The organism is Neobacillus sp. OS1-32, from assembly GCF_030915425.1.
Classification (GTDB): Bacteria; Bacillota; Bacilli; order Bacillales; family Cytobacillaceae; genus Neobacillus; species Neobacillus paridis.
In genome coordinates, this window is the sequence record NZ_CP133263.1 from 3410464 (window position 1) to 3429661 (window position 19198).

The following is a 19198-nucleotide window of genomic DNA, read 5'->3' on the forward strand; positions in this document are numbered from 1 at the left end:
TAAAGCCCCAAAATCTATTTCCAAGTGCTTGATTCCGCACTAAGATAAGGGTGTAAACATTACTGCAGGAATGTTGAAGGAATAAATTTAGCTTGGTTGACGAAAGGAGAAGATTAAATGGAACGGATATTTAATAGCTTGATATTTTGTCAGCCAATGCATAAGGAGTAAAAACGATGGAAAATAAAAAAAAGCTTCGTTTATTTGACTCGGTCCTGATTGCAGTAACAATTGTTCTAGTAGCTGAATCTGTTGCACCGGCCGCATCCATTGGGCCGTCACAATTTTTCTGGTGGGCGTTGCTGTTACTCGGTTTCTTTTTACCATATGGTTTAGTTTCGGCAGAGCTTGGTACGGCCTACAATGACGAAGGCGGTATCTTTGATTGGGTGAAACGAGCATATGGCCCGAGGAATGGCGGCCGGGTTGCCTGGTATTATTGGATCAACTATCCGCTCTGGATGGGATCACTGGCCGTATTATTTCCAACCATCATTACGCAAATTAGCGGTTATGAATTCGGAACAGTCAGTTCCATTATGATTTCATTGGTATTTATTTGGGGTGTAACCGTTATCAGTTTATTCCGCGTCAGTGACAGCAAATGGATCTTGAACTTAGCGGCATTATTCAAAGTATTCATCATGATCAGTCTGGGCGGAATCGGCATTTATTTCGCCGTAACACAAGGTGTAGCTAATACGTTTAACGCAAAAACACTGTTGCCTTCACTTGATATAAACAGCCTTTCATTTATTTCGGTTATTATCTTTAACTTCCTCGGATTTGAAGTAGTCGCAGCAATGTCAAGTGAAATGAATGATCCGCAGAAGGATATACCGAAAGCACTGGTCTTGGGCGGCTTAATGATTGCAGTATTCTATATTTTGGCAGCATTCGGAGTTGGGGTTGCCATTCCATTTGACAAACTGACAACCGATAGCGGCTTAATCGACAGCTTCACGATTTTACTTGGTGCAAAAGGCGGCTGGTTTGTAACAATTGTCGGCTTGATGTTCCTGTTTACCTTAGCGGCGAACTTAATTTCCTGGGCTTACGGGGTCAACTATGTTGCCCTATATGCCAGTGAAAACAACTGTTTTCCGAAGATTTTTAAATGGAAAAACGAAAAGACTGAGATGCCTATTGGCGCTCCGATTGTCAATGGTATCGTGGCATCGGTGCTGGTCTTAATTGCACCGCTGATGACCCAGTTAGGACTGGAGGATATTTTCTGGAGCTTCTTTGCCCTTAACCTGGTTACACTGCTGGCATCTTATATTTTGATGTTCCCTTCATTCTTAAAACTGCGGAAAATCGATCCTGATCGGGAACGTCCTTTCAAAGTCAAAGCAAATGGCCCGATGTTAAAGATCATTACTTATGTACCGCTTGTATTATTGATAGTTTCGGTTGTTTTCACCGTCGTACCATTGAATGCAAGTAAAGACGAGATTATGTTCAAACTTCCTCTGATGATTGGCACCATCATTTCCATCATTGTCGGGGAATTAATTGTAAATCACAGTATAAAACAAAAAAATAAACAAGGAGTTGGACACGATGAGAACATTGCTTAGCACACCAAAAAAAGATGGATATCGCATGCCTGGTGAATTTGAGCATCATGACGGCTGTTGGATGATTTGGCCGGAGAGACCTGATAACTGGCGCTATGGCGCAAAACCGGCACAACATGCTTTCGTTGAAGTGGCGAAGGCGATTGCCCAATTTGAGCCAGTAACCATGTGCGTCAGCAAGGAACAATATGTCAATGCCCGCCATATGCTTCCTGAAAATATCCGGGTTGTCGAAATGGCATCCAACGACTCTTGGATGCGTGATGTAGGACCAACCTTTGTCGTCAATGATGAAACCGGCGATGTCCGCGGTGTTGACTGGGCCTTTAACTCTTGGGGCGGATTTGTTGATGGACTTTACTTTCCTTGGGACGAGGATGACCGCATAGCCGAAAAGGTTTGTGATATTGAAGGGATAGACCGTTATCGCTTAAATAACTTTGTCCTTGAGGGTGGCTCGATCCATGTTGACGGCGAAGGCACATTAATTACCACGGAAGAATGCCTGCTTAGCCCGGGACGTAACCCTCATTTAACGAAGCAAGAAATCGAAGATACGTTAAAAGAGTATTTAAATCTGGAAAAAGTAATTTGGCTGAAACGTGGGATTTATCTCGATGAGACCAATGGCCATGTTGATAATATCTGTAATTTTGTGCGCCCTGGAGAAGTCGTATTAGCGTGGACCGATGATAAAGACGACCCGCAATATGAAATTTCTAAAGAATGTTATGACATTTTAACCAATACAACGGACGCCAAAGGCCGCAAGTTAATCGTTCATAAATTGTATGTTCCATCTCCTGTGTTAATTACTAAGGAAGAAAGCGAAGGGGTAGACAGTGTAGACGGGACCCTGCCGCGTGTTGAAGGCGACCGCTTAGCAGCCTCTTATGCTAACTATTACACGGCCAACGGCGGCGTTATCGTTCCATTATTCGGCGATCCAAATGATGAGAAAGCCTTGGAATTGTTTCGAGAAATCTATCCTGAACATAAAGTAGTAGGTGTTTATGCGCGTGAAATCCTGCTTGGCGGCGGCAACATCCACTGCATTACCCAGCAGCAGCCTTCAGGAATCCCAGCAGGAGTGAAGAAAGAGAAAGAATTGGTTTTGGCATAATAAATGATGTCTCACGTCCCATTTCGAAAATGAAATGGGATGTGAACTCCCAAAAGCTATATTGAAGTAGAGAGAGGTAAAAACTGAATGTCAAGAATTGTTATTGCACTCGGTGGAAATGCACTAGGAAATTCACCTTCGGAGCAAAAACGGGCCATCGATGATGCTGCCCATGCACTGGTCAATCTGATAAAAGATGGGCATGAAATCATTGTGAGCCATGGCAACGGCCCGCAGGTGGGCATGATCCAACTAGCTTTTGATAAATCTTCACAGCTGGACGGCAAAGTGGCTCCAATGGATCTTCCAGAATGTACGGCCATGAGTCAAGGATATATCGGCTTCCATTTGCAAAATGGGATTAAGAAAGAACTGAGAAAACAAGGGATGCCATGGCATGTTGAAACGATTGTGACACAGGTAGTCGTTGATCAAGACGACCCGGCTTTTGCCAATCCAACCAAGCCAATCGGCAGTTATTATGATGAGGAGACTGCCAAGGCTTTAATGGAAAGCCATCCTGGCGAGGTATATGCCGAAGATGCCGGCAGAGGCTGGCGCAAGATGGTACCATCGCCAAAACCAATTGATATTGTCGAACGTGATTCGATTGTCAACCTGCTTGACCAGGAATTTATCGTCATTGCCTGTGGAGGAGGTGGTATACCGGTCATTAAGGACGAAAACGGCGATTACCAAGGAGTATCAGCTGTTATTGATAAAGATTTTGCTTCGGCAAAATTAGCTGAGCTTGTCGACGCTGATTATCTCTTTATCTTAACGGCGGTTGACAGAGTGGCGATCAACTGGGGCAAACCAGATCAAACAGAGCTGGCACAGCTTACAATTGAAGAAGCAATCAAATATTGTGAAGAAGGACAATTTGCTCCGGGAAGTATGTTGCCAAAAGTGCAGGCAGCGATCCAATTTGCCCAAAGCGGCAAAAATAAAAAAGCCGTGATTGCTTCTTTGGAAAAAGCCTCGCTGGCAATGAAAGGCTCCACCGGAACATTAATCACAGCTAATGTAGGCTGATTTTGTAATCATAAATCCTTATAAATACGTTACTAATAGAAAAATAGTTTTTGAAACTTAGGAGGAATAAACCATGACAGCAAAAGACTTTATCGATACGAACGATTTTACCAAGGAAGAATTAATGAACATTGCTAATCTATCACTTGCACTTAAAAAATGTATTAAAGCCGGCTATTATCCACAGCTTCTGAAAAATAAAACATTAGGGATGATTTTCCAACAATCATCAACTAGAACACGTGTATCGTTTGAAACAGCAATGGAACAGCTTGGCGGCCATGCTCAATATTTAGCACCAGGTCAAATCCAACTTGGCGGCCATGAAACGATTGAAGATACAAGCCGAGTGCTTTCCAGATTAGTAGATATCCTAATGGCCCGTGTTGAAAGACATAAATCTGTCGTCGATTTAGCAACACATGCTACGATTCCGGTCATCAACGGGATGTCCGACTATAACCACCCAACCCAAGAAATGGGCGACATTATCACCATGATTGAGCATCTTCCGGAAGGCAAAAAGTTAGAAGACTGCAAGGTTGTCTTTGTTGGCGATGCTACACAAGTTTGTGCTTCCCTTGGCTTTATTACAACGAAAATGGGAATGCGTTTTGCCCAATTTGGACCAAAAGGTTTCCAATTAAGAGAAAACCATATTAAGATTATGGAAGAAAACTGCAAAGTATCAGGCGGCAGCTTCTTAATCACTGAAGATGCCGATGAAGCACTGAAAGATGCCGACTTTGTTTATACAGATGTATGGTATGGCCTATATGAAGCGGAATTATCAGAAGAAGAAAGAATGTCAATCTTCTATCCAAAATATCAAGTAACCATGGATCTAATGAAAAAAGCAAACCCAGGTGCTAAATTCATGCACTGCCTGCCTGCTACTCGCAATGAGGAAGTAACGGATGAAGTTATCGATTCTGATTTTTCAATAGTATTTGACGAAGCTGAAAACAGACTGACAGCTATGCGAGGATTACTTGTTTACTTCTTAGGTTTGAGCAAACAAGATATTGAAAAAGAAACAGAAGCAAAATTTGAATTGGAACAAGCATTACAGGCAGCCTTTAAAACAGATAAGGAATTAGTTCTTTCCTAAGTCTTAGGTGGATAGGTTCGAGGCTGCTATAAATGGTGTCAGGCACCGCACCATAGTGCCTGACACCGACAGCTTCCAGCTTTAAAAAATCCGGATCAACTGACGGCGTATCGGGGTTTTTTAAAGCTGTTTGTTTATTCATTGGGAAGAATATTTCTTGTTATGACGCTTGAAACAGAAAATAAATTTTAATATGATGAATTGGTAAGTTTACTTTGATTTTGACCTGTGGCAGATAATATCTGCGCTTGATTTAAAAGCAACCGGGGACACCTCTATCATAAAAGGGTTGATGAAATTGGAAAAAGAAATATTCTTCAAGGTTGACAATGAACAGCTATTTCAAAAGGTAAAGCGGGCTATCATGCAGCTCATCAAACATTCCGCTTCGCAGAATCTAAACCGGCTTCCCCCTGAAGCAGAACTGGCTGTAATCTTGGGGGTAAGCAGAACCGTCATTAGAGATGTTCTGGCCGACTTGGAATCAAAGGGCTTTATCAGCCGCCGCCGAGGAATCGGTACGATTATTAATACCCATGTGCTGGAGGCAGGAGCCCGCCTTGATATCGATCAGGAGATACTCGAGGTTTTGGCTCAAAAAGGATACAAGCCTTCGGTTGGAAATATTCATTTTGAAAAAATATCCGCCGATGAAAATATTGCTGCCCGGCTAAAGGTGGACCCCGGTGAAGAAATTCTTCAGGTCGAAAGTGTCATCAATGCTGACGGCTTGCCTGCGGTTCACATTACGGATATGCTGCCGCTTCGAATTATCCAGGTATCATATGAGGTTCAAGATTTTGAGAGATCGATTTTTGATTTTATGAAGGAGAAGTGTTCGGAACAAATTGAATCGGATCTGTCCCACGTCAAACCAGTAAATGCTAATGCCAAACTGGCTGAAATTTTTCAGGTGGAGATCGGCCGTGCCCTTCTCTTTTTGGACGAAGTGGGCTATACAGCCAGCAATGTGCCCGTCCTTTTGTCGCAGGAATACTTTCATCCGGCTATATTTGATTTTTCGGTATTCAGAAGGAAATTATAAGGTAAGAAAGCGGCTTCAAAATCCGTATTTCTGCTTTAGAGGACAGAAAGCGGCCTTCTATATGCCCACAAAATTCATTTTTCTGCTATACCCGTTCTTTTTGCTAAAACCAGACTTTGGAAATTACCTCCATAGTATGGTTTTTTTATTGGGGATTTTTACAAAATAAAGACACAATTAATACAAATATTTTATAAGAAAAATATTCTACAATGAAGTTAAATAGGAAATATTCATTTTTCCATGTTGAGTAAGGAGGAATTAGCTTGAATTCTTCACAGGGAACATTGAAACGGTCATTGGGGATGATGGCGATTGTATTTCTGGGCCTTGCCTATATGTCACCCTTTGCCGTTTTCGATACTTTTGGAGTAGTATCAGCTGAGACACATGGACATGTTCCTGCCTCGTATGTCTTAATAACTATTGCAATATTATTCACGGCACTAAGCTACGGGAAAATGGCGCGGCTATTTCCTGAAGCAGGTTCTGCCTATACGTATGCAAAAAAAACGATCAGTTCGGAGCTGGGATTTCTCGTTGGCTGGTCGGCCTTGTTAGATTATTTATTTTTACCGATGATTAATGCCCTGTTATCAGGGATTTATTTATCCGCAAGTTTTCCCCATATTCCCGTCTGGGTTTGGATTGTCAGTTTTGTGTTCATCATTACCGTTATGAATATTGCCGGGATTAAAGTAGCCGTTTCGGCCAATACCTTATTTGTTATTTTTCAATTTTTGGTCGCTGTTCTTTTTATCATTTTAACCGCCCGGGCCATTATAAGCGGTGAAGGTAGCGGCAGCTTTACCGTAAATCCTTTCTATTCCCAGGATATCAGCTTGCGCCTGTTATTCTCCGGTGCTTCCATTCTGGCGTTATCGTTTCTTGGTTTTGATGCCGTTACCACGTTAGCTGAAGAAGCGATTAACCCGACGAAAACGATTCCGCGGGCGATCTTTCTGATTGCCTTAATCGGCGGCATCTTTTTTATAACGGTCACCTTTTTTATGCAAAATCTATACCCGGATGTTTCGCTATTGAGCAATATTAACGGAGCCTCCCCGGAAATTGCCAAGCATATCGGTGGCATCATGTTTCAATCTATTTTTACCAGCGGCGCCCTTACGTCGGTAATTGCATCCGGTTTAGCAGCGCAGACAAGTGCCTCACGCTTGATGTATGCCATGGGCCGGGATGGCGTTCTGCCAAATAAATGGTTTGGCTATATTCATAAAGAAAGGCAGACACCTGTATATAATATTATCTTTATCGGCATTTTGGCGCTGAGTGCCTTATTTTTAAACCTTGTTACGGCTACGTCGCTGATTAATTTCGGCGCCTTTACCGCATTTACGTTCGTGAATCTGTCCGTTATTGTTTATTATTTAAAAAATAAATCAACGTTAGGTTGGAAACGCTTTATTGGGTATGGGCTGTTCCCGTTGATTGGCCTGGCCTTCACGATTTATTTATGGTTCAGCCTTGATCGGCTGGCGATTATTTTTGGATTTTCCTGGCTGGTCATCGGGTTTGTAGTTCTACTGTGGATCACCAAAGGATTTAGGGTGAAACCGCCGGAATATGAATTTGTCGACAATTAAGGGAATGGCGGCATACGGCAGGTATATTGATTGTGGGCGCAAGTAAAGTTGTCGCATCCATAAGATAAATGGCGCTATGCGCAAGTAAACGAGGGTTATCCGCAAGTAAATTTTGCCAGTGACTGGATTTGACGTATAATCAATTATTGAGTAAGCAGTTTTCCGTTTTTTGAGGAGGTTTTACAATGATCGATGCGATCAATGAGATCACGAAAGAGGAATTAAACGCACTGGCGGAAAATAAATTATTGGTCAATAAATGGTTGTATGACAATCCGGCAGATTTATTTAAGAAAATACAGGACTACATCGAAATCGATCACTTTAGTTTACTTAGTTTCATATCAGCGTTAAATGCCGGGTTTCATATCATTCTTTATGGCCCACCGGGGACAGGAAAGACAACGCTCTCAGAGATCATTCCGAAATTGCTGTATCGAGCCTACCCTGATATGAACACGGCAAGCAGTGACTGGAATGTTGGAAAAGTAATCGGCGGGCGGAACATCCAATATGCAAAGAAGCCTGATGGAGGATATCAGGAACTGATTGTGCCCACGAATGGTGTCATTACCGATGGGATTATCGATTGTTATCAGAAAATGTTGCTGACGGAGGATTATATCACCACCTTTACCGTCATTGATGAGTTTAACCGCACGGATATGGATGCCTGCTTGGGACCGTTATTTACGGCATTGGGTTCGGAAAATAAAGTGTTAAAACTAGCCTACCAAAAAGGGTTCAATCAATATCTTCATGAAATCATCATCCCGAATCGCTTTCGAATGATTTGCAGCATGAATAAGTATGACCGCACCTTCACATCCGAGCTTTCCGAAGCCTTAACGAGGAGATTTAAATGGATTTTTATCGGTCCGCCGGAAGATCGGCAGAAGGAAAATGCCTTAATCATTAATTTGCTTACCAGCAAGAAAGGTCCGTTACAGGATGTCGAGCTACCGGAGGAATTGATTGAAGTCCCGGACTACGAATCGATCCAGTACTTTGAGGAAGAAGTACTGGCAAAACTAAATCAAATCATTAATGATATTAGAGTGTACCTTCCGCTCGGAACATCATTCCTGATTGATGCCTATAAAATTGCCTTTCATTATTTTAAAATACGACGGGGCTTAATGAGCAGTGAAATTTCCTTATTGGGGATCGATCCCGATGAGTCGGAAAAGCTGCTGAAAAACGATACTACCTATCGCCAATTATTGGACAATATAACCGATCAAGATAAAAAGCAGCAGTTTGCCAATCTGCTGGCCGCCATTTTCACTGAGGTTATCGATGCGGCCCTCTGCATGACGGTGATTCCCGCCTGTGAAGCGTTAGTGGAAGAACCGGATAAGCTGGACGAAGTGAAAATGATCGTAAATAGGTACCCGCACAGTTTCATCGAACTACAGAGAATTGAAAGTATATAATTTTGGGGTTAAGCAAAATGTTAGATAAGCTGAACTATTTCCCGAGACGAAATATCTTTGAAGAAACCCAACATCTTGTCGCCTCGTTTTTCTCTGCGGGTGATTATCAAACGGACTATGACGATATCACCAAAAGTCTACTAACGGATGAAGCGGACGACGAGAATAAGGCGTTTTACTATTCCTTATTTTTATTATGCCTGGTGGCAAACTTGGAAAAGACGAACAAGCTGATCCACAAAATCATCAAGAGTCTGAGGCAGCATCGCCGGGAAGTGCATTTTTTTGCAGAAGATTTATCGAGCGGCGAGCTGGATATCGACAGGTATATCCAGCTGAACAAATTGGTGAAGAACCCCGAGAAACAATACCCTTTGAAAAAAATGCAGACCACCTTTCAGGTGCCGGAATACCAAATAACTGCCAAGATTATCGCCAATTTACTTCACTTAATCGAATTCAGCTTAAAACAAATCGATGTTCATCAGGAAACGGCTGTCATTAAAGAGACGATCAGCTTAGGAAAGACGCTGCGCCAGTTTCAGCTCGTCCTAAAACAACGGTATAAGGTCAGTTTTTCTCATAAAGATACCTATATCAGGTTGAAGCATAAAGTGAGGAAGCGCTACAGAAACAGGAAAATCATCAATCCGATTTACAATGAACTGATCCAATTATATGAAAGTTTGCTGTCATTAAAAGGGCTGGCGAAGCTTCCGATCAATAAAATTGACTTTCGGATGTTTAATGAGAAATTTGATGATCGATTATTTGAAATTTGGCTGTTTTACAAGGTCGCCTTGTTTTTGGGCGATAGGGTGAAAAAGGCCTCTGGGCTGAAATTTTACCCGTTATTTAAGGCGAGAAAGGAAAACCTGCCGGCCGTCGAAATCTATACTGATCATGAAACGTATCAGGTGTGGTTCCAGAATCGCAAACGGTTTATCCAACATGCCGATATCAAATGGGCCTATGTCGATCAGGCTGGGAGAGAAAGGTCACTCGATGCCATACCGGATATCGTCGTCATCAGAATCGATCCGGCTGATCAGCAAAATCCGCCGGCGATCTTGGGCACGCCCATCCTGATTGACGCGAAAAATCGCAGCTGGGATATCGAAGCAGATTTTGTCTCAATCAAGCCGGAAATTACGCATTTAGTCTATGTTTGGGATAATTTTAAAAATTTATTCCACGACGAGTTCAAAGCGATTTTAGTGGCCCATAATCCTGACCAATATGGCGAACGGGATTTTTATCATAAGGATTACAAGGATGATGTTCGCATCAAGGTGATGTCCCTGCAATTAACCGAGGGCAATTTAACGAATATTGATAGCGGCTATCTAAATGGTTTCAGTATGTATCTGGATGGTGATCAAGAATGACTAGTTTTGTGTTTGCCGAATACAATCGACTGAAGGCCGATGCCGAGCGGATCAAACGATTTAAGTCGGCATCCGTGGAGGAAGGCCAGCGGACATTTATTTTTACAACCAATATCAAAACGCTTTCCACCTACTTAAACTACATTGAGGATGTCTATGCTAAAACAGCAGCGGTGGAGGCCGATAAACAGAAAAATAAGCATTTAGATAAAGTGAAATTTAAAAATCCCTACCACCAGACTGAACAGGAATATGTGACGAGAAGTGATATTGTCAAAAAGGCGATTGATTATTTTCATAACAAAAAATGCCCGAATGTTTATATTCTTACCTGGCTTTTGTTATTGAAAGTGCGGGAAAGTGATTTGAAGTCAGCGGGCAGTCAGCAGCCCTATATTATGGCTAGATTCCATGATATCTTTAGCAAATTGCCCTACTCCCATAAATTTCGGCTAACCAAGTATGTTAAAAATATTGAACATCGGACGGGGTTTGATGCCAAGGAAGTTTTTTCAACCAATCCCCTGCTGACTTCGATTATTCTATATGGGGACAGGGAATTGTATGAGGCCTATTTTACATCATTAACCAAAAAAGAGGATATTACCGATTTTATTAATGATGTTTTGAGTGACGGAACTTCTTCACCCATCGCCCAAAGAATCAGCAACTTCCAATATAGTGCCTTAAAGGAAGAGGCCCGTTACTTTTATTTAAGCTTTTTATTAAGAGAAACCGTTAAATCATTTCAATTAAAACTGCTGCAGCAGCAAGAAACGGATATTAATCATTTGCTGAAGGAATTTGTCGATCATATTCCCGTTGATAAGGATCTATACCCGGATTGGCTAATGGAAAAGCCCGCCGCAGGAGCTGCCACCATCCATGATTTAACTGAATTTCTCTACCACGAACTCAGCGAACCGGAATTTAATGAAATTCTGCATAGCATTTCCATCGGGACGGGGATTCCTTTTGTATAAAAATGTCAGGCGCCGTAACGAGGTGCCTGACCATTTTTTTAGTTGTTTTTCTTGGCAAGGAAAAGCAATTCAGTGATCGGTGTCTTTTTCTGGTTTTTCCGGCTTTCAAAGTTGTAAATTTGGTTGAGATTGACGACCTTGAACTCGCTGAAATGGGCTGGATTTTGAAAAAAGTCACTGATGACTTGAATGCTGTCTTCAATCGCCTCGCGATTATGATTGCTTTCACTATTGGAATAGCTGATGGCAATATAGTCTGAGTTTGATTTCATCACCAATTGGAATAACAGCTCCTCGAACGTACTCCGGCGATTATAATTGGTATAATCATACTCTTTCCCAAGGCGGTACTCCCCCGACGCCCCAATAATTCCTTTTTCGTATTCGGTTAAATCAGGAATCGTATGATACTTAGCAATCAGATTTAATAAATGATAGTTTGAATCATACAGCCGCCAATTGTATGGCGGGTCAAGATACAGGACGCTGGAAGCAGCATCGATCTCTCCAATCAAATTGAAGGTATCCTGCTGATAGACAAGATGCTCTCTGTCACTTGTAATCACCTCCGGAATCACCAAGCGAAATTCCTGCAGCGTATTTGGCCGATAAGTCTTGTAAAAGGCCTGGTAGGTGGCACTCGTATTTGAAAACAAGGCAACCGACTCCAGCAGAGAACAAAGCAAATAATAGTATTCCTGTTCGGAAATAATCCGATTCCGGAACCAATACAGAATGATATTTAAAATCAGGTCGATCCGTTCACCATGTTCCTTTGTGAAAAACATCCTTCGGCCAATATGGTTATTGCGGTTTTTCAACTTCAATAATTTTTCATAGATCCCGACAAGCTTGGCATGCACATAGGCGTCTTGCTGCACGATTTCACTTTCGCATAAGCTGCCGATTAATGATAATCCATTGGTAAACTTAGCCATCGCAAACGGCTTTTCCCCGAACGATTCAAAATAGGCGGTGACTTCATCAACAGTTTTTTCGATTTTTGCCTTTTCTTCCGGTCCCGCGGCCTCAAGCTTTGCAATTAGCTTTTTTAGTGCAGTTGCCTGTGCCTTAAGGCTTTTCCAGGTGACAAGATTGACATACTCAGAATTGGCGCCCTCTTCACAGTAATTGCGAAAAATAAAATTCTCTTCGGTTATCGTGAAGTCCGCCCCATCATCAGAGGAATAGTCGCGTCGATCGGCAAGAAACGATAAATAGGTTAACACCATCACAATCCGATCATAGTCTTCGGTTAAATGTTCCGGGTGAAAAACTTGGCTGTTTAAGGCCACAAGCTTATTCATCAAACTGGTGAAATCAGCGGAATCCACGGCTTGCTTCAACCGCCGGCAGCTGTAAAAATCATCGTTCACATCACTGAACAATCCTTTAAACGCCGGGTACTGATTATTTTCGATATAGGCTTTTCCCAATACAAAGGAAACATCATTAATATCATTAGCGATAATCCGATAACCCTTTTGTTTGAAAAATTTTCCGACGTTATTGGTACCGGCAAAGGCATCGAAAAGGGTCTGAAAATCGCCGCCGGTAAATTCAACTATTTCCTTATAAATAGAATCAAGGACCCGATCCTTGTTTCCCATATATTTGTTCATGAAAACCACCTATATTTGACAGGATATAATAAATTCCTTCGCCGTAACCCTATTTGGTTTTTGGCCAAAGTTGCGGTACATATGATCCACTTGGTTGATGTTGACGTGTTGATAATGCTTTTGACAAATTCCGATGATATCGTCAATTTCCAGGATACACTGGGACGTATTGGAGTAACTGATCACACAATTTAACCGATAAAAGCTGCATTTTTGCAGCATCTGGTCGAATTCTTCATACGCCTTCGTTTTAATGCAAAAATTGGATTGATAGCGGTCCGTGCGATAACGTCCGTTAAATTGGATATCAGGATAGTCATATTTTACCAGTGTTTCGGGAATGTGATAAAACCGCGAATAATGCGCGTTCGTATAAGGTGGATCGATATAGACGGTGCCGATCTCGGCCAAAATTTGCGCGTTTTTATCCGAGAGAAGCTCTGCATAGTCTTCGTTGAACGCTTTATTTTCAATCCGGCCATTTGTTAAAAACATTTTGATTTCGGTAATTTTCTCATTAAATAATGTTTGCACGAGCAAACGTTTTTTACCGATAATTTTTTTCCTTTCCCGCAGGTTAATCTTCAACCGCGAGCGGTCTGTGGCTTCCTGAATGATTTGCGGCTGGGCGAAATGGTCACCGACGCTGCAAACAATATTGTGGAGTACATACAGTAATGCCGAAAGATAAATATCTTTTTGCTTTGCGGTAATTTTTCCCGTTTCATAAAGCCGGTCAATCGCATAGCGAATACTGTCGATTTCGATACACTGCTCCAAACTGAAATACGGATTGCCGTAATAGGTACTAAATAGAATATAAGGAAAAACAACTGCCTTTGTTTGATATTTTTCAATATGCGCTTCGGTAAAATAGCTTAAACAATCAGCAAATGAAGCATGCTTGTTTTGGTAATCGGTGTAAAACGGAGAATGGTTATACAGCTCAATAAAATCATTGAAATCCGCATCATTGTATTGATGCAGCCTTCCTAGTAATTCCCGTTCATACTGAATCGGAGTTTGAAAGATTTCTAGAAGCGTCTGTTTATTATCGTGATAGAATTCGCTGGTAAAAATGATGTCGTCATTGAGACTGTTCAGGTCGTTCATACTCGTATATTCAATTAGCGCTTTGGCGGTTATATAGCTGTATTCCTGGATATCATTCGTGTAAACAATGAATTTTTCCTTTAAGGCCTGTCCAACGACATTCGAACCGGCGAATAAATCAAGAACCGCCTTGTCCGGCGGGGTGAGTTCTTCAATCACGTTGACGATCTCATGTAGCAGCTTCGTTTTAATTCCCAAGTACCTGATAAGTATATGAATCATCTTATTGTCCTCCAAAAAATTGCAGATATCTGGTGAAAAAATGCAGATAACCAGTGAAAACCAGCAGATATATTTTAAAAAGAATCGTGTTTAGTTACGTTTTGAAACGCTCTAAACTTTAATTATAGGGGAAATTTGTGCAAAAAAAAACCGTTTGAAACGGAAAACAGTTTTATCCAATTGTCCATATATTTTCCTGAATATGTGTGTTTTAAAAATGTGGCAAAACTTTGAATTTATCAATTCTGGATGATGATATTTGATGATTTGTGATTGTTTTTGAAACGGCCATTTATTATAAAGTCAGGAAATGAGATTTGGTTCCATATTTTCTCTGTGCCTTGTATTCTGTAAAAATTAGCCGTTACGAAGGAAACATACGCTAACGCGCAAAAGAAAGCTATGACGAGAGATTTGCTGGTTTCTAACTCTCATTATGATACTGACGGAGCATATGGGACGTTTCTAAATTGTGTAATACCCATGTAAATCTGCATGGTTAAAATATATATCTATGGATCTAGAGGAGGAATTTTTACAATGCCAGTAAATTTAAAAGGAAAAAGTTTCTTAACCTTAATGGATTTCACACCGGAGGAAATCAGATATCTGCTTGATTTGTCACATGATTTAAAAGCAAAGAAACGTGCCGGAATTTACAATGATGTCCTCAGAGGGAAAAATATTGTGCTGTTATTTGAAAAGACATCAACCAGAACAAGATGTGCCTTCGAAGTGGCCGCATTGGATGAAGGCGCACGTGTTACATTCCTTGATTCCAACAGCTCCCAAATGGGGAAAAAGGAATCGCTTGAAGATACAGCAAAGGTTCTTGGCCGTTTCTATGATGGCATTGAATACCGCGGCTATGACCAAAAGGTAGTCGAGGATTTAGCCAAACACTCAGGAGTTCCGGTATGGAATGGTTTAACCGATGTGGATCACCCAACACAAATCCTAGCAGACATGCTGACCATCGAAGAACATGTGGCAAAACCATTAAACAAGACAAAAGTAGTCTTTGTGGGGGATACCCGAAACAATATGGCCTATGCCTGGATGTATGGCTGTGCCAAAATGGGCATGCACTTTGTGGCCTACGGACCAAAGGAATTGCACCCATCACCAGAAATCATCGAAAAGGCTCAGATCGTTGCCAAAGAAACTGGCGCCATCATTGAAGTATCTGACAACATTGAAGCGATTAAAGGCGCAGACGTTCTCTACACTGATATTTGGGCATCAATGGGCGAAGAAGACCAGCTCGCTCAGCGTGTAGAGCTTCTTACTCCATTCAGAGTGAACGAGGATATGATCGAGGCAACTGAAAACCCAGATGTGATCTTCATGCACTGCTTACCATCCTTCCATGACTTCGAAACGAAGGTAGCCAAGAATGGAAAAGACACAATGGGTCTTGATATCAGAGAAGTAACCGATGAAGTATTCAGAGGCAAACACTCCGTTGTCTTCGATGAAGCAGAAAACAGAATGCACACCATTAAAGCAGTTATGGTGGCAACTCTATAATTTAAGATTATGCACAATGAAGACTGCCAGAGCAGTAACTGTATAATTTTAGAATTTTAATATAAAGGTTGGGGTTTATCCGCCAGCCTTTATATTATGCCCAATTTGCAGAAGATTGATAGAAAGAGGAGTCGAAATATGTCAAGAATTGTAATAGCGCTTGGAGGAAATGCGCTTCAGGCCAATCCAAAAGATACATCAGCGGAAGCACAGCTTTTCACTTGTAAAGAAACAGCAAAACCAATTGTTGATTTAATCGAGGAAGGACATGAAGTCATTGTTGCCCATGGAAACGGCCCGCAAGTAGGTCAGATCGTGGCAACGTACGAAGCGGCCAACACAATCGATGACGGCAAACCGGTGATGCCATTTCCAGAGTGCGGTGCCATGAGTGAAGGCTATATTGGCTATCACCTGCAACAGGCAATCAGGGAAGAAATGAGGGCAAGAGGCATCCAACGCGACGTGGCCTCGATCATCACTCAAGTGGTTGTAGATCCTAACGACCCTGGGTTTAAAAATCCTACCAAACCTGTTGGTTCCTTCTTTTCACAAGAACAAGCTATGAAGCTTCAAGAAGAAAAAGGCTATGTGATGAAGGAAGATGCCGGCCGCGGCTATCGAAGAGTAGTGGCCTCCCCAGCCCCAATTGCGGTGGTAGAAGAAAAGATTATTAAAACAATGGTAGATGCCGGCCATGTGGTCATCACCGTTGGCGGCGGCGGTGTGCCTGTCATTGAAAAAGAAGATGGCACCCTCGAAGGCGTAGCTGCGGTTATCGATAAAGACTTAGCATCTGAAAAACTTGCCGAACTGCTTGATGCCGACGAACTGGTCATCTTAACAGCGGTAGAACAAATTGCCATTAACTTTAACAAACCGAACCAAAAGAACCTTGCTAGCATCACATTAGAAGAAGCACACAAGTATATTGAAGAAGGACATTTTGCCCCTGGCTCGATGTTACCAAAAGTAAAAGCAGCGATGCAATTTGCAAAATCCAAAATGGGTAGAAAGTCAATTGTCACTTCACTTAACAAAGCAAAAGACGCACTCCAAGGAAAAACCGGAACCGTCATTATACAATAATGAAGGAAGGGCACCCGCTGTTGTGGGTGCCCTGTTCGGGGTATCTACATTCATTATGGCAATATCTACACTTTTTCTCAATAAATCTCCATTAACTATAATTAATTATTGGCTTGCATGACTAAGCCATCAAAAAATTGCTTGAGAGACACTTTGCCTCCGGTTGATGATTTTCCTTGCAAGAAGAGAATCTCTTTGTGGATATCCTTATACCCATAGAGCGTGTTAGCATACTCCATCGTTAATTCATTTTCAAAATCATCCTGGCACAGATTAGCAAGATTTACCATACCCTTTTTTATCGCTCGTCTAACCCGCTGAAAAATAATTTTCTTTTCATGAGGGTCTAGAGCAAAATGTTGATCGAAATTGATCGAGTTAAAAGAGATATTTTGTTCGATCATCACTTGGCAAATATTTAAGATATCAGCCGAACCCGCTTCCGAAGTTATTCCTAAAAACCCCAGAATAGATCGTACCTTCTTTTTTGTTTCATTAAAATGATTTGAATGTAAATCTGTAAAGCTTTCTGAAGAGGATCCTAATAAGTTTTGAATTTTTTTCAGTTTTTGTTCCATCAAAATACTTTGTTTTACGCGATCAACGATGGTCCGGACTTCAATAATATTGATGGGTTTATCGATAAAAAATTCGATTCCAGCTTTATAAGCATCTTCTCGCAATTCACTATCTCGTACTTGTGAAATCATAATAAATTTCAACTCGGGTTTGGTTTTGCCAAGTGCCTCCACTAAGGCAATCCCGTTTAGTTCGGGCATCAACAAATCGACTAATACAATATCAACATCGAGTAACATCAGTTCATTTAAGGCGTCTTTAGGCGATACCGATGCTCCAACTACCCGATTGCTCATGTCTTCTTCCACGATTCTTCGCAAGATCATCGTGACTGCAAGATCATCGTCAATAATATAAAAATTCATGACTGTTCCTCCATCGTTAGTTTTTCCTTGCTCAACGTTAAAAAGAAAATCGTTCCTTTTCCTTCTTCAGACACAACTTCTATATTCCCGCCGAATTGTTCTGCCACAATAATTTTAACGTGTGACAAGCCAATCCCCCGATAAACATCTCCCGTACGTTGATTAAATTTAGTAGAAAAACCCGGTTGAAAGATCATATCTTTAATCTCTGAAGGAATACCAGGACCGTTGTCAGCAATACTTATCAGCAACTGCTCTCCCTGATCCTTGACAATCACGGTGATAGAGCCTCCATGTTGATTTCCGATTGCATCAATGCTATTGGCAATAATATTCGACAAGATCGAAACCAAGTAGTAATGATTATTTATTTGCAGGTCAATTTGGTTCTTGACCGTAATCAAAATATCCAGTTCTCTTTCTCTAATAAGACTGCGTGAATGCATTAGGACGATTTTTAGGATGTCGCTTAAACGCATAAATGAGTCATTTTCTACTTCAAAATAACTCCCCAGCCCTTTGATCACGTTTTGATAATCTTTCTTTACTTCATGTACATCTCTGGCAATATCTAACGCAATACTTCCATTTTTGCTGGAAGGGTTTTCAATACAAAGCTCTTTATTGAGTAAATAAGCATTTTTCATGATTCTTTCAATTTCGTTAATATTCTTATTCATAAAATATACTTCACTTTTAACGGCCGAAACTGACCATAAAAAGTTATAATACCGCTGCTCATGACTCTTTTTTCGAATCATAAGCGTAAAGTAATGATACAAAAAGGCAATAAAGCAGCTAATAAGACTGCGTAGCAACGCTACTAAAAACAAGATTTTAAATAAATGGAGACTGTAATTTGAAAAATTCAACAGCAGACTAACTTCCAAAATATTAGAAACATAATCACAGAGCACAATAGTAAAAAAGAAAGAACTATCATTGCGATAGGCACGATGCCAGTATAAAAAATAGTACATACATCCGTAACAAATATAAAAAGCAATATCGGTAAATATATACTGTGCAATTGTTTCGATGGCATAATTATTGGTTATAAAAAGCAGAAGTCCTCGGAAAAAAGGTGAAGCAAATGCAATTCCAAGTGTTAATGGGATCGGATTGAGATCATCATTAAAATATAAAAAAACGGGTAATAAGATGACGGCCAGGGTCAAAATGAAGCCATCCACAAAAAACGGTATATTAATTTGTGCCGCTAACGCAATACAAGTGGCAGCAACGCTTATTCTCTTGATTTTATCTTGATTAATGTTGCGAGAAAAAAACGGAATAAAAAATCCCTCCTCATAAAAACTTGTCGAATCTTTTTGAGGTTTTTTGAAGCCTCCCAATACACTTTGATTATAGAA

16 protein-coding genes are annotated in these 19198 nt (G+C 41.0%); 11 read left to right on the forward strand and 5 right to left on the reverse strand.

The genetic code is table 11. The annotated features are described in order from the left end of the window. The first annotated feature begins 176 nt into the window (after positions 1 to 176). From RCG24_RS17010 to ptcA, 4 genes are all read left to right on the forward strand, one after another. Entirely contained in the window at positions 177 to 1580 is a 1404-nt protein-coding gene (locus RCG24_RS17010) for an APC family permease (RefSeq protein ID WP_202654561.1), read from the forward strand. Further along, the gene (gene aguA, locus RCG24_RS17015) at positions 1564 to 2703 is read left to right on the forward strand and encodes an agmatine deiminase (protein ID WP_202654560.1); all 1140 of its coding nucleotides are present in this window, start codon (positions 1564 to 1566) and stop codon (positions 2701 to 2703) included. The genes RCG24_RS17010 and aguA overlap by 17 nt, the downstream gene beginning before the upstream one ends. Positions 2704 to 2790: 87 nt before the next feature. Continuing rightward, positions 2791 to 3738, forward strand: coding sequence for a carbamate kinase (arcC, locus tag RCG24_RS17020; protein ID WP_308077538.1), 948 nt, complete (start codon positions 2791 to 2793; stop codon positions 3736 to 3738). Between the two features lie 73 nt (positions 3739 to 3811). After that, entirely contained in the window at positions 3812 to 4849 is a 1038-nt protein-coding gene (gene ptcA / locus RCG24_RS17025) for a putrescine carbamoyltransferase (protein WP_308077539.1), read from the forward strand. On the opposite strand, the gene RCG24_RS17030 is transcribed toward ptcA, so the two are convergent. Then, a complete protein-coding gene (locus RCG24_RS17030) occupies positions 4818 to 4991 on the reverse strand; it encodes a hypothetical protein (RefSeq protein WP_308077540.1) in 174 nt (57 codons plus the stop codon). The two genes, ptcA and RCG24_RS17030, sit on opposite strands and share 32 nt — an antisense overlap. Positions 4992 to 5147: 156 nt before the next feature. On the opposite strand from RCG24_RS17030, the gene RCG24_RS17035 reads away from it, so the two are divergent. The 5 genes from RCG24_RS17035 to RCG24_RS17055 all read left to right on the forward strand — a co-directional run bounded on the left by RCG24_RS17035 (position 5148) and on the right by RCG24_RS17055 (position 11305). Beyond that, positions 5148 to 5894: a GntR family transcriptional regulator gene (locus tag RCG24_RS17035; protein WP_202654557.1), complete on the forward strand. Its 747-nt coding sequence runs from the start codon at positions 5148 to 5150 to the stop codon at positions 5892 to 5894. A gap of 305 nt (positions 5895 to 6199) precedes the next feature. Next, positions 6200 to 7498, forward strand: a complete 1299-nt coding sequence (locus RCG24_RS17040; protein ID WP_308079203.1) for an APC family permease — start codon at positions 6200 to 6202, stop codon at positions 7496 to 7498. 185 nt (positions 7499 to 7683) lie between these two features. Next, the gene (locus tag RCG24_RS17045; RefSeq protein ID WP_202654556.1) at positions 7684 to 8934 is read left to right on the forward strand and encodes an AAA family ATPase; all 1251 of its coding nucleotides are present in this window, start codon (positions 7684 to 7686) and stop codon (positions 8932 to 8934) included. A gap of 17 nt (positions 8935 to 8951) precedes the next feature. Further along, positions 8952 to 10322 (forward strand): hypothetical protein, encoded by a 1371-nt coding sequence (locus RCG24_RS17050; RefSeq protein WP_202654555.1) that lies wholly within the window; start codon positions 8952 to 8954, stop codon positions 10320 to 10322. Continuing rightward, the gene (locus RCG24_RS17055) at positions 10319 to 11305 is read left to right on the forward strand and encodes a hypothetical protein (RefSeq protein WP_202654554.1); all 987 of its coding nucleotides are present in this window, start codon (positions 10319 to 10321) and stop codon (positions 11303 to 11305) included. Before RCG24_RS17050 ends, RCG24_RS17055 begins: the two co-directional genes overlap by 4 nt. A 38-nt stretch (positions 11306 to 11343) precedes the next feature. Here the strand turns inward: RCG24_RS17055 and RCG24_RS17060 are convergent, their stop codons facing one another. Together RCG24_RS17060 and RCG24_RS17065 are read right to left on the reverse strand one after the other, a co-directional pair. Further along, a complete protein-coding gene (locus RCG24_RS17060; RefSeq protein WP_202654553.1) occupies positions 11344 to 12927 on the reverse strand; it encodes a DNA adenine methylase in 1584 nt (527 codons plus the stop codon). Positions 12928 to 12936: 9 nt separating this feature from the next. Continuing rightward, positions 12937 to 14262: a DNA adenine methylase gene (locus tag RCG24_RS17065; protein ID WP_202654552.1), complete on the reverse strand. Its 1326-nt coding sequence runs from the start codon at positions 14260 to 14262 to the stop codon at positions 12937 to 12939. 540 nt (positions 14263 to 14802) lie between these two features. Here RCG24_RS17065 and argF point away from each other — a divergent pair. Together argF and arcC (RCG24_RS17075) are read left to right on the forward strand one after the other, a co-directional pair. Further along, positions 14803 to 15792: an ornithine carbamoyltransferase gene (gene argF / locus RCG24_RS17070; RefSeq protein ID WP_202654551.1), complete on the forward strand. Its 990-nt coding sequence runs from the start codon at positions 14803 to 14805 to the stop codon at positions 15790 to 15792. A 138-nt stretch (positions 15793 to 15930) separates the two neighbouring features. Beyond that, positions 15931 to 16881, forward strand: coding sequence for a carbamate kinase (arcC, locus tag RCG24_RS17075; protein WP_202654550.1), 951 nt, complete (start codon positions 15931 to 15933; stop codon positions 16879 to 16881). Positions 16882 to 16982: 101 nt separating this feature from the next. Here the strand turns inward: arcC (RCG24_RS17075) and RCG24_RS17080 are convergent, their stop codons facing one another. Both RCG24_RS17080 and RCG24_RS17085 read right to left on the reverse strand, forming a co-directional pair. Beyond that, positions 16983 to 17825: a DNA-binding domain-containing protein gene (locus tag RCG24_RS17080; RefSeq protein WP_308077541.1), complete on the reverse strand. Its 843-nt coding sequence runs from the start codon at positions 17823 to 17825 to the stop codon at positions 16983 to 16985. Then, positions 17822 to 19180: an ATP-binding protein gene (locus RCG24_RS17085; RefSeq protein WP_308077542.1), complete on the reverse strand. Its 1359-nt coding sequence runs from the start codon at positions 19178 to 19180 to the stop codon at positions 17822 to 17824. The genes RCG24_RS17080 and RCG24_RS17085 overlap by 4 nt, the downstream gene beginning before the upstream one ends. Positions 19181 to 19198 lie beyond the last annotated feature (18 nt).

Coding starts and splice junctions, on each gene's coding strand:
- arcC (WP_308077538.1), top strand. CDS start 2,791: ATGTCAAGAATTGTTATTGCACTCGGTGGAAATGCACTAGGAAATTCA.
- RCG24_RS17050 (WP_202654555.1), top strand. CDS start 8,952: ATGTTAGATAAGCTGAACTATTTCCCGAGACGAAATATCTTTGAAGAA.
- aguA (WP_202654560.1), top strand. CDS start 1,564: ATGAGAACATTGCTTAGCACACCAAAAAAAGATGGATATCGCATGCCT.
- RCG24_RS17040 (WP_308079203.1), top strand. CDS start 6,200: ATGATGGCGATTGTATTTCTGGGCCTTGCCTATATGTCACCCTTTGCC.
- RCG24_RS17010 (WP_202654561.1), top strand. CDS start 177: ATGGAAAATAAAAAAAAGCTTCGTTTATTTGACTCGGTCCTGATTGCA.
- RCG24_RS17060 (WP_202654553.1), bottom strand. CDS start 12,927: ATGAACAAATATATGGGAAACAAGGATCGGGTCCTTGATTCTATTTAT.
- RCG24_RS17065 (WP_202654552.1), bottom strand. CDS start 14,262: ATGATTCATATACTTATCAGGTACTTGGGAATTAAAACGAAGCTGCTA.
- argF (WP_202654551.1), top strand. CDS start 14,803: ATGCCAGTAAATTTAAAAGGAAAAAGTTTCTTAACCTTAATGGATTTC.
- arcC (WP_202654550.1), top strand. CDS start 15,931: ATGTCAAGAATTGTAATAGCGCTTGGAGGAAATGCGCTTCAGGCCAAT.
- ptcA (WP_308077539.1), top strand. CDS start 3,812: ATGACAGCAAAAGACTTTATCGATACGAACGATTTTACCAAGGAAGAA.
- RCG24_RS17055 (WP_202654554.1), top strand. CDS start 10,319: ATGACTAGTTTTGTGTTTGCCGAATACAATCGACTGAAGGCCGATGCC.
- RCG24_RS17080 (WP_308077541.1), bottom strand. CDS start 17,825: ATGAATTTTTATATTATTGACGATGATCTTGCAGTCACGATGATCTTG.
- RCG24_RS17045 (WP_202654556.1), top strand. CDS start 7,684: ATGATCGATGCGATCAATGAGATCACGAAAGAGGAATTAAACGCACTG.
- RCG24_RS17030 (WP_308077540.1), bottom strand. CDS start 4,991: ATGAATAAACAAACAGCTTTAAAAAACCCCGATACGCCGTCAGTTGAT.